Source organism: Streptomyces aureocirculatus, assembly GCF_000720475.1.
GTDB classification, from domain to species: Bacteria; Actinomycetota; Actinomycetes; order Streptomycetales; family Streptomycetaceae; genus Streptomyces; species Streptomyces aureocirculatus.
Genome location: NZ_JOAP01000015.1, coordinates 23,226 through 46,930, shown reverse-complemented (window position 1 = coordinate 46,930; position 23,705 = coordinate 23,226). Strand labels below are relative to the sequence as shown.

Sequence of the window (23,705 nt, the reverse complement as noted above, 5' to 3'; positions counted from 1 at the left end):
TCTGATCCGTCGCTGTCGCGTACGCGGACAGAACAGTTCCGTCCGCTGTCGCCTCGCGTACGCAGACTGGAACAGGAGGGGGACTCCGTTTATTCCCCGCAGGTGAGCGGGGCGGCTCGGCAGGTGGGATGGGGCGCGGCGACCCTGCCGAGCCGGGGGCGGCTACCCGGCCGGTGCCTGTACCACCGGCTCCCTGCGGAAGAGGGCCCCGAGCGCGGGGGCGTTCACCCGGCGGGTCGCGAGGCGCAGGCCCTCCCAGACGGTGACCTGGTTGGCGGTGAGGACCGGCTTGCCGAGTTCGGCCTCCAGGTCGTGGATGTGGGCGGCGGTGTGCAGCGCGGTGTCGGGCAGGAGCACGGCCTCCGCGTCCGGGTGGTCGCCCGCGCGGGCGAGGGCGACCACCTCGTCCCTGCCCCAGGTGCCGACCTCGGCCGCGGTGATGATCCCGCTCCCCCGGGCGGCCACGACCTCGACGCCCGCCGACTTGAGGAAGGAGACGAAGTGGGCCGTGACGTCGTCGGGGTAGGTGGCCGCGACGGCGACACGCGCCGCGCCCAGCTCCCGTACCGCGTGGGCGAACGCGAACGACGTCGAGGACGCGGGCAGCCCGGCCGTCCGCGCCAGTTGCCTGACCTGATCGTGCGCGCCCTCCCAGCCGAACACGAAGCTCCCGCTGGTGCAGGCCCACACCACGGCTTCGGCACCGGTGCGGCGCAGCTCCTCGACGCCGGTGGCGAGCCGCGCCGCCGAGCCCATCTCCAGGAGCGCGTCCACGCGGTGCGCGTCCTCGCCGATGTCCGTGTGGACGACCTGCAACCGGATGTCGGAACCGAGGAGCTGTTCCATGCGGGGGTAGTCGTCCTCGGCGGAGTGGCCCGGGTAGAGGAATCCCAGTGCGGTCAAGTCCAGCCTCCTTCTGTCGTCGGTCCCGCGGGCCCCGGTGGTTCCGCGGGTCCCACCGGCCCGCCGGGCGGGTCGGCGAGGCCGTCCCCCGTCGGCGCCGAGGCGGCGACGGGCGGCACCACAGGCGCTGTCGGCGCCGCCGGCGGGCCCTCGTAGGCCGGCGCCGGCAGCGCGTCGAGGGTGCCGAACTCCGCGGTGCCCGGCCGTGCGCCCGCGTCGATCAGTGCTTGGTAGGGCCCCACCGCACGCGTACCCAGCTTCCGCAGGGCCGACCACATCGTCACCTGGTTCGCCGAGATCACCGGCATCCGCAGCTCCGCCTCGAGCTGCGGAATGACGTCGTACGTGGGCAGGTTCGTACAACTGATGAACAGGGCGTCGACGGGGCCGCGCACCGCGCGCCGGGCCATGTCGACGACGTCCCGGTAGGGCACCTTCCAGATGTGCCGGGTCAGGCCCAGACAGGCCCGGCCCACGACCGCGACACCGGCCTCCGCCAGATACTCCTCAAGGGACTGGGTCACCGACCAGGTGTAGGGCGTGACGAGGGCGATGCGCCGCGCGTCCAGTTCCTCCAGGGCGTCGAGGAGCGCGCCGGACGTCGTCACCGAGGTGACGGCGCCCTCGCGTGACATGGCCTCGCACATGGCGCGTTCACCGGCACGGCCGCCGACGAAGCTGCCCGACGTGCAGGCGTAGGCGAGGACTTCGGGTTCGGCGGCCGTCAGCGCCCGCACCGCTTCCGCCAGGGTCTCGTGCTCGCTGACCAGGCGTGCCAGGTCGAGGCTGACTTCGACGGGTACGTACGGGGTGCGCGTCAGATGCAGGGAGATCTCGTCCGGGACCCAGCGCCACAACTCGCGGTCTAGGGCGAAGTCGAAGGGTGCGACGACACCGACACCGCGCTGGAGGTGTGGCCCGCCGAGGGTGGGGAGTGCGGAGAAGGAAGTGACGTCCATGAGCTGGCCCCAAGTTCGTGCGTGCGGTGCGGTGACAGGGCCGGCCGAGGGCCGGAAGTGATGCGGTCGGCGCGACGCGCCGGGACGTCGGGACGGGGGGCGTGTGCGGCGAGCACACCGTGCGCGCGAGGGGGCAGCACGCCGTGTGCCGGCCCCTGTGGTGCTGGCAGGGACTGTCTCTGTTGACGAAGGTAGGTTGGGGTGCCAGCGTGGTCAATCCGCACATCTCAGACGGCTGAGAACGTCGGCCGCCGGAGGTCGCGGCAGTCGTCCCGACGCTCTCTCCCAGGGAAGCGGGCTCTCGTTGCGAAACGGTTTCTCTGCCATGTCCGCCGTGTCCGAAGGCCCGGTCTCCGGTGCCGCCTCCGGTGCTGTTCCCGGCGCCGGTCCCGGTCCCGGGGCGTCCGGAAGCACGGCTTCGTCTGGGAGTGCGCCCCGGAGCGCCGGGGCCCCGGGTACGGCGCCCGACGAGCCCCCCGCACGCCCCGGCGCCCCCGCGGCCCCCGGCGTGCCCACGGTCCTCGTCCTCGACGCCCCCGCCCCCGCGCCCCCGCCCCGCCTCGGCTCGCTGACCGGCCGCGCCCGGGTGCTGCACGCCGACGAGGAGACCCTCGCGGACAAGCTGCCCGAGGCGGACGTGCTGCTCGTGTGGGACTTCCTGTCGCACGCGGTCCGGCACGCCTGGCCCGGCGCGGGGCCGCGCCCTGCCTGGGTGCACACCGCGAGCGCGGGCGTCGACCATCTGCTGTGCCCCGAACTCGCCGCGTCCGACGCCGTGGTGACCAACGCCCGCGGCATCTTCGACGAGCCGATCGCCGAGTACGTCGCCGCCCTGGTGCTCGCCCTCGCCAAGGATCTGCCGCGCACCCTCGATCTACAGCGGGAGCGGACCTGGCGGCACCGCGAGAGCCGCCGGGTGGCGGGCACGCGGGCGTGCGTCGTGGGGTCGGGCCCGATCGGCCGTGCCACCGTGCGCACCCTGAAGGCGCTCGGCGTCGCGGCGGTCCTCGTCGGGCGCACCCCTCGGACCGGTGTGTACGGGCCCGACGACCTGGACCGGCTGCTCGCGCGCGCCGACTGGGTGGTGTGCGCGGCGCCGCTGACGGACGACACGCGCGGCATGTTCGACGAGCGCAGGTTCGGTGTCATGCAGCCGTCGGCGTGCTTCATCAACGTGGGCCGCGGTCAGCTCGTCGTCGAGGACGACCTCGCCGCGGCGCTGTCGAAGCGGTGGATCGCGGGGGCCGCGCTCGATGTCTTCGAGCGGGAGCCGCTGCCCGCGGACAGCCCGCTGTGGAGTGCCCCGGGGCTGGTCGTCTCACCGCACATGAGCGGTGACACGGTCGGCTGGCGCGACGAACTCGGGGCGCAGTTCGTGTCACTGTTCGGCCAGTGGGAGGCGGGTCGGCCGCTGACGAACGTGGTCGACAAGAAACGTGGGTATGTCCCAGGGCACTGATCTCCGCCGCACCCTTTCGCCTTCGCCTTCGCCTTCGCCCCGCTTCGCTGAGGAGCACGCATGACCGAGCTCACGGACCTCACCGCCGTTCAACTCGTCGACGGCTACCGCAAGGGTGAATTCAGCCCCGTCGACGTCACCCGTGCGGTACTGCGCAGGGCCGAGGACATCCAGTTGGTCGTGAACGCGTTCGTACGCCTCGACCACGAGGACGCCCTCGCCCGGGCCGAGGAGAGCACGGCGCGCTGGCGGCGCGGGGAACCCGCGGGCCTCGTCGACGGCGTGCCGGTCACCGTCAAGGACATCCTGCTGCAGCGCGGCGCGCCCACCTTCCGCGGCTCCCGGTGCGTGTCGGAGCAGGGGGCGTGGGACGAGGACGCGCCGTCGGTGGCGCGGCTGCGCGAGCACGGCGCGGTGTTCGTCGGCAAGACGACAACGCCGGAGTTCGGCTGGAAGGCCGTGACGGACAGCCCCCGGCACGGCATCACCCGCAATCCGTACGACGCCACCCGCACCGCCGGCGGGTCGAGCGGCGGCAGCGCGGCGGCGGTCGCGCTCGGGGCGGGGCCGCTGTCGCTCGGCACGGACGGCGGCGGCTCGGTGCGCATCCCGGCGGCGTTCTGCGGGATCTTCGGGTTCAAGCCGACGTACGGCAGGGTGCCGCTGTATCCGACGTCGGCGTTCGGCACCCTCGCCCATGTCGGCCCCATGACGCGGGACGCGGCCGACGCCGCCCTGCTGATGGACGTGATCGCGGCTCAGGACACGCGGGACTGGTCGCAGCTCCCGCCGGCCGCGGGCAGTTTCCGGGACGGAGCGGCGGGCGGGGTGCGGGGGCTGCGGATCGCCTACTCGCCGTCGCTCGGCGGGCAGGTCGCGGTGCGGCCCGCCGTCGCCGCCGCGGTGCGCGGCGCGGTGCAGCGGCTCGCCGCGCTCGGAGCGTACGTGGAGGAGGCGGACCCCGACTTCGCCGACCCGGTGGCGGCCTTCCAGACCCTGTGGTTCAGCGGTGCCGCGCGGGTCGCCCAGCAGTTGCCGCCCGACCGCAGGGAGCTCCTCGACCCGGGGTTCCGTGAGGTGTGCGGCCAGGGCGCCCGCTACAGCGCCCTCGACTATCTGGCCGCGGTGGACGTACGTACGGAGCTGGGGCGCCGCATGGGGCGCTTCCACGAGCGGTACGACGTCCTGGTGACGCCGACGCTGCCGGTCACCGCGTTCGAGGCGGGCGCCGAGGTGCCCGCGAAGTCGGGCCTGCGGCGGTGGACGGGCTGGACCCCGTTCACATACCCCTTCAATCTGACGCAGCAGCCCGCGGCCAGTGTGCCCTGCGGGGCGGACGCGGAGGGGCTGCCCGCCGGGGTGCAGATCGTGGCGGCGCGACACGCGGACGCGCTGGTCCTGCGGGTGGCGCAGGCGCTGTACGAGGGGGGCGACGTGCCGGGTGTGCGGCCGGCGCCCCTGCCGCGCGCGGTGGCTTCCTGAGCGGGGCCGGGGGCGGAGGGGGCCAGTCCGGGGGCTGAGGGGGCCAGTCCGGGGGGGGCTGAGGGGCCTAGGCCCGGCGGAAGTTCAGGGTCTCGCCCAGGGCGCCGGTGCGCCACAGGTCGTTGCAGGCCTCGGCCATCGCGTCGAGGCCCTCGACGAGCTGCCCCCAGACGATGCCAGGGACCCAGCCCACATCACCGTTGATCAGCAGGTTGTTGCGCTCGTAGAACAGTGCGAGGTCGACGATGGTGCCCCGCTGTTCCTGGTCGTAGCCATAGGACTTGGTGCCCAGTTCGGTCCCGGTGAAGGTGAAATAGCAGAGATCACCGGGGATGGGAGTGATGGTCGGGTTCTCAAGCGGCGGCTCCTCGGCGGCGAAGGCCGGGAACAGGGCGTAGATCTCGTTGCGGGCGTACTTGGCGTGGTACACGTCCCCGCCCAGCGGGAGCGCGTCCCAGACGGCCGCGCAGGTGACCGGGGCCCGGTCGTCGAGGAGCTTCGCCGTGGCCCGAACGCCCCGCTCGGCGAGGGAGACTTCGATGTATCGGTCTGCCATGCGCTCCATGGTCCTCCCCTGACGGCCGCGCGCGTCAAGTGCGCAACGATCGCATCAGGGGCCGGAATTCACCGGCATACCTCGCTGCGAGTCGGGTAGCCGCGCGCCCATGGCTCCACCATCGAGCAACCCACACAAGGCCACGAACAAGACACAGAGCGCTTCGGAACCCGACGACGGCGGCAGACGAACAGCGGACGGCGGTGGTCCGCGCGCCCCCGGCGTGCGGCGCAGATCCGTGCTCGCGTCGGCCGCCGTCCTCGGCGCGGCCGGCGCACTCGGCGCCTCGGCGTGCAGCCGTGTGCCCACGGGCGACACACTGGCCCGGCTGAAGTCGCAGGGCACGGTGCGGCTCGGCATCGCGGGCGAGGCACCGTACGGGTACATCAACGACAAGGGCGACTTCACCGGTGAGGCGGTGGAACTCGCCCGGATCATCTTCAAGCGTCTCGGCGTCGACAAGGTGCAGCCCGTCGCCACTGACTTCTCTTCCCTGATTCCCGGGCTCAAGACACAGCAGTTCGACGTGGTGTCCGCCGGCATGTACATCAACAAAGAGCGCTGCCAGCAGGTGATCTTCTCCGATCCCGAGTACCAGATGCTGGACTCCTTCATCGTCCGCAAGGGCAACCCGAAGGGCCTGCACACCTACGCGGACGTGGTGAGGAAGAAGGCCAGGTTCGGCACCGGCACCGGCTACGCGGAGATCGCCTACGCCGTCGAGGCCGGATACAAGGAGAGCGACATCGTGATCCTCCAGGATCCGGTGGCCGGTCTCAACGCCGTCGAGGCGGGCCGCATCGACGTCTTCGGCGGCACCGCGCTCACCGCCCGCGGCGTGGTGCGCAAGAGCCGCAAGGCCGAGGCCACCGAGGCCTTCGCGCCCCTGGTCGGCGGCAAGAAGCACATCGACGGCGGCGGCTTCACGTTCCGCCCGAACGACACCGGGCTCCGGGACGCCTTCAACGTGGAGATCCACAAGATGAAGAAGAGCGGCGAGCTCTTCCGCGTCCTCAAGCGGTTCGGCTTCACCAAGGACGAGATGACGGACCTGACCGCAGAGGAGCTGTGCAAATGACAGCGGGACTGTGGGAACACTGGGTACTCCCCGGCATCTGGATCACCGTCCAGCTCACCCTCTACAGCGCGGCCCTCGCGACCGTGGTGGCGTTCGGCGTCGGCATGGCGCGCACCCACCGACTGCGTGTGGTGCGGTTCTTCGCCGGGTTCTACACCGAGATCTTCCGCGGCACCTCGGCGCTCGTCCTGATGTTCTGGATCTTCTTCGTCCTGCCGCAGCTCGCGGGCTGGGCGCTGGTCCCGATGTGGGCCGCGGTGCTCGCACTCGGTCTCTCGTACGGGGCCTACGGCGCCGAGGTCGTCCGCGGCGCCCTGAACGCGGTGGCTCCCGCGCAGCGCGAAGCGGGGGTCGCGCTGAGCTTCACGCCCTGGCAGCGGATGCGGCTCATCCTGCTGCCGCAGGCCGTGCCCGAGATGATCCCGCCGTTCTCCAACCTGCTCATCGAACTACTCAAGGGCACCGCCCTGGTGTCGCTGCTCGGCATCGGTGACGTGTCCTTCGCCGCCTATCTGGTGCGGCTCGCGACCACCGAGAGCGCGGAGATCTACTCGATCACGCTCGTCATCTACTTCGTCATCGCGTTCCTCCTCACGCGCGGCATGCGCGTCCTTGAGCGCAGGGCCAAAGCGGGCATCGGGCAGCGGCCCGAACCCGGCGTCGGCGTCATGCGCAGGCTCAACCTCCGGAAGACGACCACGGAATCGAACAAAGTCATCGTCGGCGGGGGTGGCGGGTCATGAACAACGGCACCGACAAGTGGGACTGGGGCGCCGTCTCCGACTTCATGCCGCACTTCTGGGACGGGTTGCTCATCACCCTCCAGGTGCTCGCCCTCGGATCACTCATATCCTTCTCGGTCGGACTGCTCTGGGCCCTGGCCTTCCGGGCGCCGACCCGGTTCGTCCGCTGGCCGGTCGGGATCCTCACCGAGTTCATCCGCAACACACCGCTGCTCGTGCAGCTCTTCTTCCTGTACTTCGTGCTCCCCGAGTGGGACATCCAGTACTCCGCGATGACGACCGGCACCATCGCGATCGGCCTGCACTATTCGACGTACACCGCGCAGGTCTACCGCGCGGGCATCGAGGCCGTGCCCGTCGGGCAGTGGGAGGCGGCCAAGGCGCTCAGCCTGTCCTACACCCGCACCTGGACCGCGGTGATCCTGCCGCAGGCCGTGCGCCGGGTGATCCCCGCGCTCGGCAACTACGTCATCGCGATGCTCAAGGACACCCCGCTGCTCGCCAGCATCGGCGTCCTCGAACTGCTTCAGCGCTCGCGCCTGGAGGCCGCGCAGAGCTTCCAGTACACGGAGGCACTGACCGTGGTCGGCGTCGCCTTCATCCTCATCGCCTATCCGTCCTCCCTCCTCCTGCGAGCCCTGGAGCGCCGTCTTGTCCGCTGACACGAACCTCACCAAAGAACAGCAGAACCCGGCCGTGGACGGCAGCGAGCTGATCCGCTTCGACAAGGTCGTCAAACGCTTCGGGTCGAACACGGTCCTGGACGAGCTGGACTTCTCGGTGGCCTCCGGCAAGCACGTGACCCTGATCGGCCCGTCGGGATCCGGCAAGACGACGATCCTGCGCCTCCTGATGACCCTGCTCAAGCCGGACGAGGGCACGATCAAGGTCGGCGGCGAGTATCTGACGCACGAGGAGAGGAACGGCAAGCTGGTCCCGGCCGGCGAGAAGCACATCCGCGAGGTCCGCAAGAACATCGGGATGGTCTTCCAGCAGTTCAACCTCTTCCCGAACATGAAGGTGCTCCGCAACATCACGGAGGCGCCGGTCACCGTCCTCGGCCTGTCCAAGGACGAGGCGGAGCAGCGGGCCCGCGACCTGCTCGACCTCGTCGGGCTCGGCGACCGCTGCGACGCCTACCCGACGCAGTTGTCCGGCGGCCAGCAGCAGCGGGTGGCGATCGCGCGGGCCCTGGCGATGCGGCCGCAGGTGCTGCTCCTGGACGAGGTGACGTCCGCGCTCGACCCGGAGCTGGTCGCGGGCGTCCTCGACGTGCTGCGGGACATCGCGCACACCACGGACATCACGATGCTCTGCGTCACCCACGAGATGAACTTCGCCCGGGACATCTCCGACCAGGTGCTGATGTTCGACTCGGGCCGGGTGATCGAGTCCGGGCCGCCGGAGAAGATCTTCACGGCGCCCGAGCACGACCGGACCAGGGAGTTTTTGTCGGCGGTGCTCTGAACCCGTAGGGGCGCGTCGGGCGGTACCCGTCCCGAGGAAACACCCGACGCCCCCTACCCAGGGCCTATTTGACGGATATCGTGGAAGAGTCCGACTGAACCGAGGCTGAACCAAGGGGGGAAGCCGTGGCGCTGCCGCACCAACCGACCGATGCGCACCAGTCGGTGCAGCACGCCTTGCGGGTCCTGGAGATCGTCGCCCGCCGCGGCACGGGCGTCGGCGAGGCCGACCTGGCCCGGCAGAGCGGAATGCACCCCACCGAGCTGACGCCGCTCCTGCGCATGCTGCGCCGCGAGGGGTACGTCGAGCAGGTCACCGACGGCGCGTATGTCACGGGCGCCTCGCTCACCCGCCTCGGCTCCGCCCACGACCGCGCCCAGGCGCTGCGGGAGAAGCTGCGGCACACCCTCGGCGGCCTGCGGGACACCCTGGGCGCCGCGGTCTACGTCAGCCGCTATGTGGACGGGGAGATCCGGGTCACGGACTTCGCGGACGGCCCGCGGGCGCCGAAGGTCAACGAATGGGTGGACTTCCGGGTCTCCGCCCACGCCAGCGCCGTCGGCAAGAGCCTGCTCGGCCAGCTCGACCTCGACGCCCGCAGGGACCACCTGTCCCGCCACAAGATGGCCCGCCTCACCTCCCGCACCATCACGAACGAACGCGTCCTGCTGAGCAACCTCGACGCCCAGGCCCCCACGGTCCCGGTCCTCGACCTCCAGGAGTACGCCGTCGGCACGGTCTGCGCCGCCGTCCCGATCACCGCGGGCGCCACGGTCGGCTCCCTGGCCCTCTCCCTGCCGGTCGCGGACGCCCACCGCCTGCGCGCGGCCGCGGAGACCCTGAACAGGAAGGCGGCACCGGTCCTGCTCTCCCTGGCGATCTAGCGCCGGGTGGCGTTCGGTTTTGAGCACCCCCCGGGACCAGGTATTATTTTCCCGTCAGCAGGCGCCGCTAGCTCAGTTGGTTAGAGCAGCTGACTCTTAATCAGCGGGTCCGGGGTTCGAGTCCCTGGCGGCGCACGAGCGAGCAGGTCATCGACCTGCGGCTGACTTCGAAGGGCGCTCCCGATCACCGGGGGCGCCCTTCGCGTTTCCCCCGCGGGCACCCCGCTGTGAAATCATGAACGAACAGAGCAGACATGCGTTCGTACACCGGCCGCGGTGCCGGTTCCGGGGGGAGAGACAGCATGGAGTGGACGGAGATCGTCGAGCGGCGGCCCTTCGCCGCGGCGCGGCTCGTGTGCTTTCCGCACGCGGGGGGCTCGCCCTACTTCTTCCGGCCGTGGAGCAAGGCGCTCCCGGACATCGAGGTGCACTCCGTGTGCTATCCGGGGCGTGCGCACCGCATCGGTGAGCCGCCCGCCACCGACCTGACGCAGTTGGCCAGGGACATCGCGCGGGAGGTGCGGCCGCTGCCGGACGGGCGGCCCACGATGTTCTTCGGGCACAGCATGGGGGCCGCCGTCGCGTACGAGGTGGCCAGGGTCTGGCAGGCCGGGGGCGCGGCCGTGAGTCATCTCTTCGCCTCCGCCGCCCGTGCCCCGCACCTCGCGCAGGGCTCCCCGGAGCGGGTCGCCGAGATCGACGACGAGGCCGTCCTCGCGCTGCTGTCCCGCCTCGGCGGCACCGACGCCGAACTCCTCGACAACCCGGCGTTCCTGGAGCTGGTGCTTCCCTACGTACGGGCCGACTTCCGCATGGTCGCGGGGTACGCGGGCCCGCGGGACGCGCCGCTCGACTGCCCCGTCACCGCCCTCGCCGGTGTCGAGGACGTGCGCGTCACCACCGAGCAGGCCACCGCCTGGCGGGAGGCGACCCGCGGCCCGTTCACGTTCCTCTCCCGGCCGGGCGGGCACTTCTACCTGGCCGACGACCCGCCCTTCGCCGCCATCGAGGAGACCCTGCGGGCGGGCTGACGGTACCGGGCGGGGCACACTGGAGCAGGCGCCGCACCACGGCACAAAAGGCACGGAACAACAGGACGGCCAGATGCTCACCCACCGTACGGTCCTCGCGCTCGTCACCGCCCTCGCGGTGCTCACCGGCTGCTCGTCCGGCACGGAGTCCGGCACGGAGTCCGGCACGGAGTCCGACAAGCAGCCCGACAAGCGCTCCGACACCGCCGAGGACACCGCCGCCCCGCGTCTGCCGCGTCCCGCCATGGCCTTCGACTACCAACTGGGCGGCGCCTACGCACCCCCCGGCGGCGTGCGCGCGGTCTCCCGCGACCGCTCCGCGAAGCCCGCGCCCGGCCGCTACAACATCTGTTACGTCAACGCCTTCCAGGCCCAGCCCGGCAAGAAGGCCGCCGCCTGGTGGGACGACAAGCACCCCGACCTGGTCCTGCGCGACGACGACGGCGACCCGGTGATCGACGAGGACTGGAACGAGCCGCTGCTCGACATCTCCACCGCCGCCAAGCGCAAGGAACTGCTCGGCGTCGTCGGCCCCTGGATCGACGGCTGCGCGCGCTCCGGCTTCGACGCCGTCGAGCCCGACAACCTCGACTCCTATGCCCGCTCCGACGACCTCCTCGACACCGACGACGCGGCGGCCTTCGCGCGGCTCCTCGTCCGCAGGGCCCACGACAAGGGGCTCGCCATCGCGCAGAAGAACACCGCCGAACTCCTCGACAAGCGGGTCGGGTTCGACTTCGCGGTCGTCGAGGAGTGCGGACAGTACGACGAGTGCGGGGACTTCGCGTCGGCGTACGACCGGAAGGTCTTCGACATCGAGTACGAGCACAAGGGCTACGACGCGGCGTGCCGCGACTGGGGCAAGAAGCTGTCCGTGGTGCTTCGCGACCGCGATGTGCGGCCGGCCGGGGAGAGCGGGTACGTGTACCGCCGGTGCTGACGCCGCCCGCGCGGGCGGGGCTCAGGACAGGACGACGGCGTCCATGAGCAGGGCCGCGGTGAGTCCCGCGCCCAGGAGGTAGCTGCCGAGCCTGGTCCGGCCGCGCCTGCTGAGCTCGATGACAAGGCCGCAGAGGATGAGCAGCAGCCCGTACACGCCCACGACCAGGACGGACGACCGGCTCGCGAGCCGGATGCCGAGCAGTACCGCCGCCACGGACATCAGGACCGCCGCGGCGGTGACGCGCAGCCGCCGGGCCTGGCGCGGGGTCGGGCCTGTGCGGACCGGGTGTTGGGCGGGGTCGCTCATGCCGGGATCGTAGTCGAGGACGTACACGCCGACCCGCTCGCGTCCTCAGGTCCTTATGCCCGTGGACCTCATGCCCGTAGACCTCATGCCCGGAGGAAGGCGAGGACGGCGAGGACCCTGCGGTGGGTGCCGTCGGCGGGCGGCAGGTCGAGTTTGGCGAGGATGTTGCCGACGTGTTTGCCCACCGCCGCCTCCGTGACGACGAGTTCGGCGGCGATGGCGGCGTTCGACCGGCCCTCGGCGACGAGCGCGAGCACCTCGCGCTCCCGGGGCGTGAGGCGTTCGAGGGGATCGCGCCGGTGCCGCAGCAGTTGGCGTACGACTTCAGGGTCCACGACCGTGCCGCCCTCCGCGACCCGGGTGAACGCGTCGACGAACTGCTCGACCTGCCCGACGCGGTCCTTCAGGAGGTAGCCGACGCCGCCGCCGTCCCCGGTGTCCAGCAACTCGGCGGCGTACGACCGCTGGACGTACTGGCTGAGCACGAGCACCGGCAGGCCGGGGCGTTCCTCGCGCAGGGCGATCGCGGCACGCAGCCCCTCGTCCTTGAAGCCGGGCGGCATCCGTACGTCGGTGACGACGACGTCCGGCGCGTACGTGGCCACGGCATCCCGCAGCGCCTGCGCGTCACCGACCGCCGCGACCACCTCGTGCCCGAAGCGGCCGAGCACGCCGACGAGCCCTTCGCGCAGCAGCACGCTGTCCTCGGCGAGGACTACACGGTGGGCGCGGGACCGCTCGACGGGCGCGGGAGGCACGGGATCTCCAAGGTCAGGACGGTGGGGCCACCGGGCGGGCTGGTGACGGTCAGTGTGCCATCGAGGACGGCGAGCCGGTCGGCGAGGCCGGTGAGGCCGGTGCCGCCCGCCGGGTCCGCGCCTCCGGTGCCGTTGTCGCGGACGGTGATCCGGAGGCGGTCGCCGGTGTGCCGGGCGTGCACGGCGGCGCGGGTCGCTCCGCTGTGCCGGGCGACGTTGGCCAGGGCCTCGCGGACCGCGAAGTACCCGGCGGACTCCACGGGTTCGGGCAGCCTCGGCAGTTCGGCGTCGGTGTCCACGGGCACCGGGGAGCGGTCCGCCGCGTCCTCGACGGCCGCGGGCAGGCCGTAGTCGGCGAGCACCTGGGGGTGGATGCCGCGGATGAGTTCGCGCAGCTCGGCGAGGACGGCGTCGGCCTCGCCGTGCGCGACGGCGAGGCGCTGCGCGAGCGGGCCGCCCGGTTCGGCGTCGAGACGGGCCAGGCCGAGGCTCATGCTCAGGGCGACGAGGCGCTGCTGCGCGCCGTCGTGCAGGTCCCGCTCGATCCGGCGGCGTTCGGCTTCGAAGGCGGTGACGAGACGGGCCCGTGAGCGGGTCACCTCGGCGAGCCGCGCCCGGGCCTCGGTCTCGCGCGGGGCGAGCAGGAGCCGGGCGAGGGCGGCGCGGGCTGCGGCGTACGCGCCGAGCGGGTGCAGGAGTACGAGGAGCAGGACGAGGCCGAGTGCCGCGGTGCCGCAGGCGGCCGGGTAGCTGTCGACAAGCCACACCTTGGCGGGTCGTACGCCGCCGGAGTCCGGGCCGCCCGCGAGCGCGAGGTGGGCCGGGGCGATGGCGAGGAGGGCGGGCAGGGCCAGGGTGCAGGCGGCCACCGCCAGGTCAAGGGGCCACAGGACGAACGCCATCAGGACGGTGTACGCCAGCTCGCGCCACGTCGCCTGTTCGCGCAGGCGCAGCCGGAGCCAGGCGGTGAGGCCGGGGGTGCCGGGGGCGAGGTGGGGGCTCGGTGCGGGGGCCGGGTCCACCGGGCGCAGGCGCCTGCGCTCCAGGGCGGCGACGGGGAGGCCCGTCAGGGCGAGGAGCAGGAGGAGGGGGAGGCCTACGGCCACTACTGTGAGGGTGATGCCTGTGACCAGGGCGGTCGCCAGGAACGCGAGCAGTAGGGCGCCCAGGGGGGCGCCTGCCGTCACGTAGCCTGCTGCCCGCCACGGGGCGGGGCCCGTCAGGTAGCGGTGGTCCCGCAGGGCTGCCCATACGCTGGTCCGTTCCACGGAGGCACGGTAGTCGGCGCCCGTTGCCGGGCGTATCGCCTCGCCGTCCGCTCCGCGGCGGTTACCCACCCACCCGCCCGTCACCCCGCACCAACCCGCGCCGCACCAACCACCCACCCACTCGCCACCACACCGGCCCCGCGCAGCGGAGGTCGTCGCCGTCGACGCGCAGCGCGTGCGCACGGTCGTCGGCGTGGGCGGGCGTGGCGAGGATGTACTGCACGGCGAGGCCCACACAGGTGAAGTACGTGGCTCCGAAGTCCCGTACGCCGGTGCGGAATCCGGACGCGGAGAAGCGGCGCCGCAGCGCCACCCCGGCGCCCGCGGCGAGCGCGGACGCGCAGTCGGCGATCACCGCGTTGCCGTGGAACATGGGCACGCAGATGTAGTGGACGTCGTCGCGGCGTACGCCGAAGTGCGTCACGAGGGAACGTCCGGCCGCCGCGAGCCGCCACCGGCTGCACAGGGCCGCCTCGGGCGCGCCCGTCGACCCCGAGGTGAAGTAGAGGAGCATGCGGCTGCCGGGGCGGGCCGCGGGGGACGGCTCTGGCGCCGCGCCCTCGTAGGGCGCGAGCAGTTCCGCGTACGCGGTGGTGTCGGTGACCAGGATCCGTACGCCGGGTCAGGTCGAGCCCGGCGAGCAGCGGCGGGTGCGCCCGTTGGGTCACCAGGACCTGGCAGTCGGTGTGCAGGATGTCGTGGGCGAGTTCGGTGCCGCGCCGCGTCGGGTTGACACCGGCGACGGCCGCCCCCGCGAGTGCCGCGGCGCTCAGCCACAGCGGGTACTCGGGGGTGTTGTCGAGCAGGACACCGAGGTGCGGTTCCCGGCGCAGGCTCAACAGGTCCCGCAGCAGCGCGGCCCGCGCGGCCGCGTCCACGGTGCCTCAGATGCTGCGGGATGCCGCCGATATCGGGCAACCCGCGACCCGCGGGACGCCCTGCGCACGCCGTCGCCCTCGCGTACGGCGTGCGCAGAACCTACCCGTGGGGGGTGGCAGGACTCCCACTCACTCGATCACCGGCTCGGTGGAACGCGCGTCGCGCTCAGTACTGGACGTCCGAGCAGGCATAGAACGCGTTCGCCGTGTCGTGGACGTTCCACACCGCCACGATCACGTGGTGGCCGCTGCGGCCGCCGGGGATCGTGCCGCTGTGCGACAGCGTCGCCGGAGGCTGCTGACCGCCGTAGGGGACGTTGAAGAACGGCTGGGGTTCGAGCGACGCCCGCGTGATCGGCTGGCTCTCGTTCCACCCCGGCTTGGTGATGTAGTACGCGAAGTTGGTGGTGCGGTGCCGGGCCGTGAACTGCCAGCGGAAGCTGTAGTTCTGGCCGCCCGAGACCTTCGTCGTGGGCCAGGCGCTGCCGTTCGGTGCCTTCGCCCCGTTCAGCGAGCTGAAGCCCGCGACGTCGGCGGAGCATATCTTTCCGTCGGCCGGTCCTGCCGCCGGGAAGCCCTTGGGGCCCTCGACGCTCTGCGGTTCGTACTGGATCGAACCGCAGCCCTGCACCACGCCCTTGGCGCAGTTGATCTGTCGGCTTGCGGGCAGGTCGGTGTAGCCATGGCTGCTGGCGCCGCCGGTCGAGAGCACGAACGCTCCCACCGTCGCCATCCCGAGCATGGCCGCGGAGATCTTCTTACGCATGCTTCTGCTCCTGAAGAACGTGGGGGTGTTCCTGGGCCGTGCGCGCGCTTACGGTCGTGCGTCACCCTTCGAGGCACCGTCGGTTCCCGAGACTGCTGCGTACCTCTGGGGCGATGTTTGGGGAAGTGCTGGAAGTGCTGGTAGTGCAAGACGTGCAGGTGGTGCATGGTGTGCAGGGGGCGCCACAACTGTGTGCCGTACGGGACGTGCGGTCTAGACCAAGTCTCAGATTATTGTCCGCAGTTGAACATGTCCAGACCAATCGTGGAGACGATCCTGTCGCGGCACCCACGCGAGGCCTCGACTAGTTCACCGTCCGGCGCCCGGTCCAGGAGCGGCCCAGGCGCCCTCGCCGCCCCGGCCGCCCGCGCAGAACGCCACCGTCAGGTCCCGCACCAGCGCCTTGCGTTCGTAGTCGTCGAAATCGCCCAGGCCGCGCGCGGTCAGCCGGGCCACCATGTCCTCGACGGCGTCGACCACCGAGGTGAGCACGCCGTCACGGTGCCGGGCGTCGAGCGCGGCGGCCCAACCGCGGTGCATCGCGGCGGCGACCTCCGGCGCGTACTCGACGCGCGCCAACTGTACGGAGAAGATCTCCACGCCCACCGGCTCCGTCTGCGCCGCGAGCGTCCGCGTCAGGGCGGCACCGACGGCTTCGGCGTCCCGCAGCGTCGGCACGCCGCCATGGCAGCCGTCGGTGTCGAAGGCGTCGGCGGGCAGCCCGGAGAGCACCCGCGCGGTGGTCGCCTCGACGCACTCGCGCAGATACCTCTCGTGGTCCTCGACGGCGAGCGTCGCCCGCGCGGTGTCCTTGACCCGCCACACCACGAGGACCACGACGCGCAGCGCCACCCCGGAACGGTCCGCGGCCGCCATCGGCTCGCTGCGCCAGTGCCGCAGGCGTACGTCGACCCGGCGCCGCAGGAGCAGGGGGTTCACCCACAGCAGCCCGGTGTGCCGCACGCTCCCCCGGTACCGCCCGAACAGCGAGAGCACCCACGCACGGCCGACCCGCCCCCGCGCGAGCCCGCCGAACCCGAAGAGCGCCAGCGCCCCCGCCCCGGTGAGGGCCAGCCACTGCCCTGCGGAGATCCCGTCCGCGCCCGCGCCGGGATGCCCGGGCAGCCCCGCGAGCCGCGCCACCGGCCCCGGCAGCACCCCCGCCCACCCCAGCGCGAGCACACACCCCGCGGCGCCCGCACCGCCCGCGAGCACCCCGACCGCCCCGGGCAGCACCCGCGCACGGCGCTCGACGGGACCCGAGCCGATCCTCACGCGAAGAGCCGCCGCCACGTCTCCGGCCCCGGCATCCCGTCGGCCGCGCCGCCCCGCCACCCCTGCGCCCGCTGGAACGCCTCGACCGCGCGCCGGTCCGCCTCGCCCCAGCGCGGCCCCGGCCCGTCGGTGTAGAACGTGCCGAAGCCCCTGCTCAGGAGCTGGCGGCCGAGCAGGGTCACATGGGCGTTGGACTGCCCGGGCCGGAAGTGGGCCTTGCCGGGGAACGGCGGGGCGGCCTGCGGCCCCGGCCGCCCCGCCGCCGCCCGGCCGCCGGGGATGTCCTTGCCCTTGCCGCCCACCAGGTACGCCCACGTCGTCGGCCCCGGCAGGCCGTCGGCGTCGGCCCCCGTCCAGCCCTGCTCCCGCTGGAACGCCTGCGTCGCCCTGCGGTCGGCCTCGCTCCAGCGCGGGCCCGGGCCGGGGCCCGCGCGGTAGAAGCGGGCGCCGCCGCGGGCGACAAGCATCTGCCCGAGCCGGGTGACATGCTCGTTGTCCGCTCCCGGGCCGAAGTGGCCCGCCCCGGGGTAGCGCGCCGCCGCCGGTCCTGACGCGGCCCCGCCGGACGCGGACTGCCCGGAGGGGCGCAGCCCTTTGTAGCGGTACGCCACATAGCTGTCGCCCTGGTCCCAGTACGCGTACGGCGTGGCCTGCCTGCGGGCGTGGGGGCGGGCCTGCTCGTAGGCGAGGTAATAGGTGCGGGTGTAGTCGGTCCAGCCGCCGAAAATCGTCACGTGCGAACCTCTCTCCGGGTTCGCCGGATTGTGGAAAAGGAGAATGTCACCAGGTTCGAGATCGTCCTTGGGGATACGGGTCGCATACCGGTCGAGGCTGCCCGTCCATTCATTGCCGCCGAGATCCCAGGCCATCGAGACAAAGCCCGAACAGTCCTGCCGGTATCCGTCGGACCGGAACTTCCGCATGCTGTACGGCACCTTTTCCGCGACCCACAGCTTGGCCCGCGTGATGATCTCCACGCGGGTGGTCGTACGGGGCTCGGCACTCCTGCCGGGGGCTCCTGGCGCTCCGTGCAGCGCGCTCGGGCCGCCCTGCGGGGTGTCGGGACCGTCCGCTCCTGGCAGCCCTGCCGGGGCGCCGGGACTGCCGGTGCGCACCGCTCCCGCTGGCTGCACGGAACCCTGCGTCACCTCTTCCACCTGCACCGACGCCACCGCGGGCAGGGCCTGCCCGGGGCCGAGCACGGAGCTTGCGGCGGCCGCGACGACCAGTGCGCGGCGCGCGCCGCGGGCGGCCGGGTGACCGCCGAGCCGGGGCGGCAGGGAGTGCGCCCCGGACCGCCGCCAGTGGACACAGCCCGGACAGCCGCAGTCACTCGCGGGGGCGAGTTCCTCGAATTCCGGAGCAGCCTCCATGCGATTCCCCTCACACTCCGGACCCTTTCCGACGGAATCGGGGAAGGGGCCCGGGAAAGCCTCTGAGCGCATCTGCACACCCGTCACCTTCTCAACTGTCGGGGGGTAGCGCATGTTGACGGTCCGAATGATGGAGCGGGGCCCTTCGGGCACCCCCGGCACGGCCGACCGGAGGTCGCCGCCACGGTCGCTCCACGGAAGACGGCGGCCCCCCGGATGGTCATGACCACCCCCCGCCGTCCGGTAGAGTTCTCCAGGTCAGCAGGCGCCGCTAGCTCAGTTGGTTAGAGCAGCTGACTCTTAATCAGCGGGTCCGGGGTTCGAGTCCCTGGCGGCGCACGACAGCGATGGCGAGACGTGTCCACGGAAAGCGTGGACTGTCTCGCCATCGTGTTTTCTGCCCATCGTGTTTTCTACGCGGCTCCGCCGCGCGCCGTGGGGGCTCCGCCACCCACACCCCCCTGCTCACGGCACCGCGTGAGCCCCCGCACCCCTGGGTCCCGGCGGGCCCGGCCGCTACGGTTGCGCCATGCCACGGGACCTCCAGGAGCGGATCAAGAAGCTCATCATCGACCAGCGGCTGCCCTCCGGCGCCGTGCTGCCCACCGAGCCGGAACTGATGGAGCGGCTCGGCGCCAGCAGGAACTCGGTGCGTGAGGCACTGAAGGCCTTGCAGGCGATGGGCATCGTCGAGATCCGGCACGGCTTCGGCACCTACGTCGGGCCGATGTCGATGGCCCCGATGATCGAGGGCCTGACCTTCCGCACCGTCGCGGGCCACTACCGGGGCGAGGACAGCCTCCTCCAGCTCCTCGAACTGCGCGAGGCCGTCGAGACCGGCCTGATCGCGCGCCTCGCGGGCTCCCTGCCGCCCTCCGACCTCGCGGACCTCGACGCCCTGGTGGACCGCATGGACGCGGAGGCGGCGGGAGCGGACGGCACCGTGCGCGCCGAGACGGACCGCGCCTTCCACGCCACCCTCTACCGCTGCCTGGGCAACCCCCTGCTCGGTGAGGTGCTCGAAGCGTTCTGGGACGCCTTCCACCGCGTGCGCACCGACCTGGTGGGCGTGCCCCAGGATCCCAAGGTCACCTGCCGCCAGCACCGGGAGATCCTGGACGCGGTGCGCTCATCGGACGTACCACGGGCCGAACAGGCGATACGGGAACACTTCGGCAACATCCGCACCCGCCTGAGCGCTCCCGCCCCGCAAGGCGTCCCCCACCCCACATATGACCGGTAAACCACTTGCTTCGCCCTTGCGATCACGCATGGGCGCATAGAACCCTGACGGGAAGCCCGGGCCTGTCCCGGCTCTCATGAGGCACGCGGCGGGGGTCGGGCGGGGGGCTCGGACACCGACCGCAAGAGGGGTCGTGTGAACGTCTGGACGGGGGGCTCCACGTTCATGAACGGGTGCCCGAGGGGGCAGTCTGCAACCGGAGGGTCACCGTTCGTGTCTTATGGCGCGGTGGCAGGCCACTGACGCGCCCGTGAGAGTTCGAGGGGATTCGATCGGGCGGACGGACCGACGGACATACGGGTGACCGTGTGCGGGGGGATGACTCATGACGTCGACGCCGGAGGCCGAGCGGCACAGCGATCCGTCTCGGACGACCCAGTTGCGGGCGCTCTCGCACCGGACGGGCGGCTTCAGGCGGATCAAGAAGTCGCTGCCCCGCTACGACTACGAGCACTACAGCAGGCTCGCGGGCCCCCTCACCGAGCCGGATCCCACGCAGCCGTACAAGGTCCAGTACCGCTCGCTGCTCTCCCAGGAGCCCCACCGGATCCGTGCGGCGCTGATGCTCGGTGCGGCGCCGCTGCTCTCCCTCGTCCTGCTGGCCTGGCTGCTCCAGCCCGAGCACTGGACGGAGCGCGACTACGTCGCGAACGATTATCTGCCCGCGCTCGACATCGTCATGCTCGTCTCGATCGGACTGATCGAGTTCTTCCGCTGCATGAACGTCCTGTCCAACGCGCACGCCACCCTCGTCGCCCGCGACCCGGTCCCCGTGGTGCCCGAGGACGGCACCCGCGTCGCCTTCCTCACCTCGTTCGTGCCCGGCAAGGAGCCGATCGGCATGGTGACGAAGACCCTGGAAGCGGCGGTCAAATTGCGCCACCGCGGTCTCCTGCACGTGTGGCTGCTCGACGAGGGCGACGACCCCGAGGTCAAGGCGGTCTGCGCGCGCCTCGGCGTGCACCACTTCTCGCGCAAGGGCGTCGCTCACTGGAACCGGGCGAAGGGCCCGCACCGCGCCAAGACCAAGCACGGCAACTACAACGCCTGGCTCGACGCGCACGGCGACCACTACGACTACTTCGCCTCCGTGGACACCGACCACGTGCCGATGCCCAACTACCTGGAGCGGATGCTCGGCTTCTTCCGCGACCCGGACGTCGGCTTCGTCATCGGCCCACAGGTGTACGGCAACTACGACACGTTCGTCACCAAGGCCGCCGAGTCCCAGCAGTTCCTCTTCCACGCCCTGATCCAGCGCGCGGGCAACGCCTACGGCTCGCCGATGTTCGTGGGCACGTCCAACGCCGTACGCATCAGCGCGCTGAAGCAGATCGGCGGGCTCTACGACTCGATCACCGAGGACATGGCGACCGGCTTCGAGATCCACCGCCACCGGAACCCGGTGACGGGCAGGAAGTGGAAGTCGGTCTACACCCCGGACGTGCTCGCGGTCGGCGAGGGCCCGGGCGCCTGGACGGACTTCTTCACGCAGCAGTTGCGCTGGTCGCGTGGCACGTACGAGACCATCCTCAAGCAGTTCTGGAAGGCGCCGTTCACGCTGCCTCCCGGCCGCTTCTTCAACTACACGATGATGGTCATCTTCTACCCCATGTCCGCGCTGAACTGGATCCTCGCGGCGCTCAGTTGCGCCCTGTTCCTCGGCCTCGGCGCGTCCGGCGTGAACATCGACCCGACCATCTGGCTGATGCTGTACGGCAACGCCTCCGCGCTCCAGATCGGCCTGTACATCTGGAACCGCCGCCACAACGTGTCCCCGCACGAGCCCGAGGGCTCCGGCGGCGTCGCGGGCATGGTGATGTCGGCGCTGTCAGCGCCCGTCTACGCGCGCTCCCTGATGGACGCCGCGCTGCGCCGCAAGTCCTCGTTCGTGGTGACGCCCAAGGGCGACTCGGCGAGCCCGGACACCCTGTTCGGCACCTTCCGCATCCACCTGTTCTTCATCCTGGTCTTCGCGGGGTCGATCGCGGCGGCGTACGTGTACGACCACGCGCACCCGGCGATGATCGTCTGGGCCACGTTCGCGCTCCTCGTCACGGCGGCGCCCATCTTCGCCTGGCGGTACGGCATGCGGCAGGAGCGGAAGAAGTCCGCGGGACCGCCCACGCCGCCGGGTTCCGGAACCCACGTACCGCAGTCGCACCACGCCCTGCCGCCCGCGCGGCAGCCCGTACCGCAGCACCAGCCCGTGCCGCAGCAGTACCCGCCGCACGTCCGGCCCGCGCCCCACGCCCCGCGGCAGCGGCCCAGTTGGGCCTCGAATGACGACACCGTGCAGATCGCCCTCGGGAGCCACGAACAATGAAAGACCCGTCCAGCCGCCGCCGCGCCCGCCGCATCGCGATAGGCACGGTGGTGGTGCTGGCCCTGGCCGGGATGAACGGCCCCTGGCTGTGGCGCGTGGGCTCCGAGAAGTACCACAACTACAAGATCAACCAGCCGGAGTACAAGGCGGACAACGGTCACTGGAAGGTGATCGACTTCCCCGAGGAGTACCGGCAGAACACGATCCACGCGTCGCTCCTGCACACCGGCAAGATCCTGCTGGTGGCCGGCTCGGGCAACGACCAGAAGAACTTCGACGACAAGAAGTTCGACACCCGCCTGTGGGACCCCGTCAAGAACACCATCAAGAAGGTCCCGACGCCCGTCGACCTGTTCTGCACCGGCCACACCCAGCTCGCCGACGGCAAGCTGCTGATCGCGGGCGGCACCAAGCGTTACGAGAAACTCAAGGGCGACGTCACCAAGGCCGGCGGCCTGATGATCGTGCACAACGAGAACCCGGACAAGCCGATCACGCTGCCCGCGGGCACCAAGTTCACCGGCAAGAAGAACGGCAGGACGTTCGTGTCCAAGGACGCGGTCGTCGTCGAGCGCGCGAAGAAGGTCTTCGACCCGGAGACGGGCGCGTTCCTGCGCAACAAGCCGGGCCTCGGCCGCATCTACGTCGAGGCGCAGCAGAGCGGAGCCAAGTACGAGACCGGCACCCAGGACAACTACCGCGTCCAGGGTCTCGGCGGCGCCGACTCCCGCAACACCTACGGCATCGCCCAGAAACTCGCCCTGGACAAGAAGGATTTCCAGGGCATCAAGGACACCTTCGAGTTCGACCCGGTCGCCGAGAAGTACCTCAAGGTCGACCCGATGAACGAGGCCCGCTGGTACCCCACGCTGACCACCCTCACCGACGGCAGGGTGCTCAGCCTCTCCGGCCTCGACGAGATCGGCCAGTTGGTGCCCGGCAAGAACGAGGTGTACGACCCGGAGACGAAGAAGTGGACGTACACCAAGGGCGTCCGGCAGTTCCCGACCTACCCGGCGATCTTCCAGATGGCCGACGGCAGGCTGTTCTACTCCGGTTCCAACGCCGGGTACGGGCCCGACGACGTCGGCCGTGACCCGGGCATCTGGGACCTGGAGACGAACAAGTTCCAGAAGATCCCGGGCATGAGCGACCCGGACCTCCTGGAGACCTCCAACACCGTGGAGCTGCCGCCCGCGCAGGACCAGCGGTACATGGTCGTCGGCGGCGGTGGCGTCGGCGAGTCCAAGGAGTCCTCCACCAAGTCCAGGATCGTGGACCTGAAGGAGGCCGCCCCCAGGTTCAGGGACGGCCCGGAGCTGGACAAGGGCACCCGCTATCCGCAGGCCTCGGTCCTGCCGGACGACTCCGTGCTCGTGTCCGGCGGCTCCGAGGACTACCGCGGCCGCAGCGACTCCGACGTCCTTGAGGCCCGGCTGTACGACCCGGGGTCCAACACCTTCGACCAGGTCGCCGACCCGCACGTGGGCCGCAACTACCACTCGGGCTCGATCCTGCTGCCCGACGGCCGTGTGATGTTCTTCGGCTCCGACTCGCTGTACTCCGACGAGGGCAACACCAAGCCGGGCGTGTTCGAGCAGCGGGTGGAGATCTATACGCCGCCGTACCTCTACCACGGCGGCCAGCCCGTTCTCGGCGCGGGCCCGAAGACCATCGAGCGGGGCGGCTCCGGCACGTTCGCGGCGCCGGGCGCGGCGTCTCTCAAGAAGGCCCGCCTCATCCGGCCGTCGGCGACCACCCACGTCACGGACATCGACCAGACGTCGATCGCCCTCGACATGAAGAAGTCCGGGGACAGGGTCACCGTGTCGGTGCCCGGGAATCCCAGCCTCGTGGAATCCGGCTGGTACATGCTCTTTGTGACGGACGGCGAGGGCACCCCCAGTAAGGCCCGCTGGGTCCACGTGCCGTGAGCCTGGCCCCGTAAGGGGCGCGGGGAACTGCGCGCTCAGCCCAAGAAAAGCCGCAGACGCGTCTGCCGAGTAA

At 71.4% G+C, this 23,705-nt stretch carries 21 protein-coding genes, 2 tRNA genes and 1 pseudogene; 14 read left to right on the top strand and 10 right to left on the bottom strand.

Annotated elements, in window-relative coordinates:
- Positions 1 to 162: 162 nt before the first annotated feature.
- Both IG78_RS0115390 and IG78_RS0115385 read right to left on the bottom strand, forming a co-directional pair.
- Positions 163 to 903 (bottom strand): maleate cis-trans isomerase family protein, encoded by a 741-nt coding sequence (locus tag IG78_RS0115390; protein WP_030563333.1) that lies wholly within the window; start codon positions 901 to 903, stop codon positions 163 to 165.
- Complete coding sequence (locus IG78_RS0115385; protein ID WP_037685265.1) at positions 900 to 1,862, bottom strand: maleate cis-trans isomerase family protein; 963 nt, start codon at positions 1,860 to 1,862, stop codon at positions 900 to 902. Before IG78_RS0115385 ends, IG78_RS0115390 begins: the two co-directional genes overlap by 4 nt.
- Before the next feature lie 325 nt (positions 1,863 to 2,187).
- On the opposite strand from IG78_RS0115385, the gene IG78_RS0115380 reads away from it, so the two are divergent.
- Both IG78_RS0115380 and IG78_RS0115375 read left to right on the top strand, forming a co-directional pair.
- Entirely contained in the window at positions 2,188 to 3,321 is a 1,134-nt protein-coding gene (locus IG78_RS0115380; protein ID WP_225882018.1) for a D-2-hydroxyacid dehydrogenase, read from the top strand.
- Between the two features lie 60 nt (positions 3,322 to 3,381).
- A complete protein-coding gene (locus IG78_RS0115375) occupies positions 3,382 to 4,803 on the top strand; it encodes an amidase (protein WP_030563327.1) in 1,422 nt (473 codons plus the stop codon).
- A 67-nt stretch (positions 4,804 to 4,870) separates the two neighbouring features.
- Here the strand turns inward: IG78_RS0115375 and IG78_RS0115370 are convergent, their stop codons facing one another.
- A complete protein-coding gene (locus tag IG78_RS0115370; RefSeq protein WP_030563325.1) occupies positions 4,871 to 5,359 on the bottom strand; it encodes a DUF3830 family protein in 489 nt (162 codons plus the stop codon).
- Between the two features lie 109 nt (positions 5,360 to 5,468).
- On the opposite strand from IG78_RS0115370, the gene ehuB reads away from it, so the two are divergent.
- The 8 genes from ehuB (at position 5,469) to IG78_RS0115330 (ending at position 11,502) form a co-directional block, all read left to right on the top strand.
- The gene (ehuB, locus tag IG78_RS0115365) at positions 5,469 to 6,437 is read left to right on the top strand and encodes an ectoine/hydroxyectoine ABC transporter substrate-binding protein EhuB (RefSeq protein WP_404827681.1); all 969 of its coding nucleotides are present in this window, start codon (positions 5,469 to 5,471) and stop codon (positions 6,435 to 6,437) included.
- Positions 6,434 to 7,180: an ectoine/hydroxyectoine ABC transporter permease subunit EhuC gene (gene ehuC, locus IG78_RS0115360; RefSeq protein ID WP_030563321.1), complete on the top strand. Its 747-nt coding sequence runs from the start codon at positions 6,434 to 6,436 to the stop codon at positions 7,178 to 7,180. Before ehuB ends, ehuC begins: the two co-directional genes overlap by 4 nt.
- Positions 7,177 to 7,842 (top strand): ectoine/hydroxyectoine ABC transporter permease subunit EhuD, encoded by a 666-nt coding sequence (gene ehuD, locus IG78_RS0115355; RefSeq protein WP_030563319.1) that lies wholly within the window; start codon positions 7,177 to 7,179, stop codon positions 7,840 to 7,842. Before ehuC ends, ehuD begins: the two co-directional genes overlap by 4 nt.
- Positions 7,832 to 8,647 (top strand): ectoine/hydroxyectoine ABC transporter ATP-binding protein EhuA, encoded by an 816-nt coding sequence (ehuA, locus tag IG78_RS0115350; RefSeq protein ID WP_030563317.1) that lies wholly within the window; start codon positions 7,832 to 7,834, stop codon positions 8,645 to 8,647. The genes ehuD and ehuA overlap by 11 nt, the downstream gene beginning before the upstream one ends.
- A 125-nt stretch (positions 8,648 to 8,772) precedes the next feature.
- Positions 8,773 to 9,531, top strand: coding sequence for an IclR family transcriptional regulator (locus tag IG78_RS0115345; RefSeq protein ID WP_030563315.1), 759 nt, complete (start codon positions 8,773 to 8,775; stop codon positions 9,529 to 9,531).
- A 61-nt stretch (positions 9,532 to 9,592) separates the two neighbouring features.
- Positions 9,593 to 9,666, top strand: a tRNA-Lys gene (locus IG78_RS0115340).
- A 167-nt stretch (positions 9,667 to 9,833) separates the two neighbouring features.
- A complete protein-coding gene (locus IG78_RS0115335; protein WP_037685263.1) occupies positions 9,834 to 10,562 on the top strand; it encodes a thioesterase II family protein in 729 nt (242 codons plus the stop codon).
- A gap of 73 nt (positions 10,563 to 10,635) precedes the next feature.
- On the top strand, positions 10,636 to 11,502 hold the full coding sequence (locus IG78_RS0115330; protein WP_030563311.1) for an endo alpha-1,4 polygalactosaminidase: 867 nt from the start codon (positions 10,636 to 10,638) through the stop codon (positions 11,500 to 11,502).
- 21 nt (positions 11,503 to 11,523) lie between these two features.
- Here the strand turns inward: IG78_RS0115330 and IG78_RS0115325 are convergent, their stop codons facing one another.
- From IG78_RS0115325 to IG78_RS0115295, 7 genes and pseudogenes are all read right to left on the bottom strand, one after another.
- A complete protein-coding gene (locus tag IG78_RS0115325) occupies positions 11,524 to 11,811 on the bottom strand; it encodes a hypothetical protein (RefSeq protein WP_030563309.1) in 288 nt (95 codons plus the stop codon).
- Between the two features lie 83 nt (positions 11,812 to 11,894).
- On the bottom strand, positions 11,895 to 12,569 hold the full coding sequence (locus tag IG78_RS0115320) for a response regulator (protein ID WP_030563307.1): 675 nt from the start codon (positions 12,567 to 12,569) through the stop codon (positions 11,895 to 11,897).
- Positions 12,527 to 13,837: a sensor histidine kinase gene (locus IG78_RS0115315; RefSeq protein ID WP_051852677.1), complete on the bottom strand. Its 1,311-nt coding sequence runs from the start codon at positions 13,835 to 13,837 to the stop codon at positions 12,527 to 12,529. The genes IG78_RS0115320 and IG78_RS0115315 overlap by 43 nt, the downstream gene beginning before the upstream one ends.
- A gap of 163 nt (positions 13,838 to 14,000) precedes the next feature.
- Positions 14,001 to 14,709: pseudogene (locus tag IG78_RS42155) on the bottom strand (AMP-binding protein); the annotation flags it as partial.
- 172 nt (positions 14,710 to 14,881) lie between these two features.
- On the bottom strand, positions 14,882 to 15,481 hold the full coding sequence (locus IG78_RS0115305) for a lytic polysaccharide monooxygenase auxiliary activity family 9 protein (RefSeq protein ID WP_030563303.1): 600 nt from the start codon (positions 15,479 to 15,481) through the stop codon (positions 14,882 to 14,884).
- 309 nt (positions 15,482 to 15,790) lie between these two features.
- Positions 15,791 to 16,774 (bottom strand): SPFH domain-containing protein, encoded by a 984-nt coding sequence (locus IG78_RS0115300; protein WP_404827680.1) that lies wholly within the window; start codon positions 16,772 to 16,774, stop codon positions 15,791 to 15,793.
- A complete protein-coding gene (locus tag IG78_RS0115295; protein ID WP_030563299.1) occupies positions 16,753 to 18,129 on the bottom strand; it encodes a peptidoglycan-binding protein in 1,377 nt (458 codons plus the stop codon). The genes IG78_RS0115300 and IG78_RS0115295 overlap by 22 nt, the downstream gene beginning before the upstream one ends.
- Before the next feature lie 265 nt (positions 18,130 to 18,394).
- On the opposite strand from IG78_RS0115295, the gene IG78_RS0115290 reads away from it, so the two are divergent.
- The 4 genes from IG78_RS0115290 to glxA all read left to right on the top strand — a co-directional run bounded on the left by IG78_RS0115290 (position 18,395) and on the right by glxA (position 23,632).
- Positions 18,395 to 18,468, top strand: a tRNA-Lys gene (locus IG78_RS0115290).
- Between the two features lie 190 nt (positions 18,469 to 18,658).
- On the top strand, positions 18,659 to 19,372 hold the full coding sequence (locus IG78_RS0115285; RefSeq protein WP_030563296.1) for a FadR/GntR family transcriptional regulator: 714 nt from the start codon (positions 18,659 to 18,661) through the stop codon (positions 19,370 to 19,372).
- A 325-nt stretch (positions 19,373 to 19,697) separates the two neighbouring features.
- On the top strand, positions 19,698 to 21,698 hold the full coding sequence (locus IG78_RS0115280; RefSeq protein ID WP_030563295.1) for a glycosyltransferase family 2 protein: 2,001 nt from the start codon (positions 19,698 to 19,700) through the stop codon (positions 21,696 to 21,698).
- Entirely contained in the window at positions 21,695 to 23,632 is a 1,938-nt protein-coding gene (gene glxA / locus IG78_RS0115275; RefSeq protein WP_030563294.1) for a radical copper oxidase GlxA, read from the top strand. The genes IG78_RS0115280 and glxA overlap by 4 nt, the downstream gene beginning before the upstream one ends.
- The last annotated feature ends 73 nt before the right edge of the window (positions 23,633 to 23,705 follow it).

Coding starts and splice junctions, on each gene's coding strand:
- IG78_RS0115385 (WP_037685265.1), bottom strand. CDS start 1,862: ATGGACGTCACTTCCTTCTCCGCACTCCCCACCCTCGGCGGGCCACAC.
- IG78_RS0115380 (WP_225882018.1), top strand. CDS start 2,188: ATGTCCGCCGTGTCCGAAGGCCCGGTCTCCGGTGCCGCCTCCGGTGCT.
- IG78_RS0115375 (WP_030563327.1), top strand. CDS start 3,382: ATGACCGAGCTCACGGACCTCACCGCCGTTCAACTCGTCGACGGCTAC.
- IG78_RS0115370 (WP_030563325.1), bottom strand. CDS start 5,359: ATGGCAGACCGATACATCGAAGTCTCCCTCGCCGAGCGGGGCGTTCGG.
- ehuB (WP_404827681.1), top strand. CDS start 5,469: ATGGCTCCACCATCGAGCAACCCACACAAGGCCACGAACAAGACACAG.
- ehuC (WP_030563321.1), top strand. CDS start 6,434: ATGACAGCGGGACTGTGGGAACACTGGGTACTCCCCGGCATCTGGATC.
- ehuD (WP_030563319.1), top strand. CDS start 7,177: ATGAACAACGGCACCGACAAGTGGGACTGGGGCGCCGTCTCCGACTTC.
- IG78_RS0115335 (WP_037685263.1), top strand. CDS start 9,834: ATGGAGTGGACGGAGATCGTCGAGCGGCGGCCCTTCGCCGCGGCGCGG.
- IG78_RS0115330 (WP_030563311.1), top strand. CDS start 10,636: ATGCTCACCCACCGTACGGTCCTCGCGCTCGTCACCGCCCTCGCGGTG.
- IG78_RS0115325 (WP_030563309.1), bottom strand. CDS start 11,811: ATGAGCGACCCCGCCCAACACCCGGTCCGCACAGGCCCGACCCCGCGC.
- IG78_RS0115305 (WP_030563303.1), bottom strand. CDS start 15,481: ATGCGTAAGAAGATCTCCGCGGCCATGCTCGGGATGGCGACGGTGGGA.
- IG78_RS0115295 (WP_030563299.1), bottom strand. CDS start 18,129: ATGGAGGCTGCTCCGGAATTCGAGGAACTCGCCCCCGCGAGTGACTGC.
- IG78_RS0115285 (WP_030563296.1), top strand. CDS start 18,659: ATGCCACGGGACCTCCAGGAGCGGATCAAGAAGCTCATCATCGACCAG.
- IG78_RS0115280 (WP_030563295.1), top strand. CDS start 19,698: ATGACGTCGACGCCGGAGGCCGAGCGGCACAGCGATCCGTCTCGGACG.
- glxA (WP_030563294.1), top strand. CDS start 21,695: ATGAAAGACCCGTCCAGCCGCCGCCGCGCCCGCCGCATCGCGATAGGC.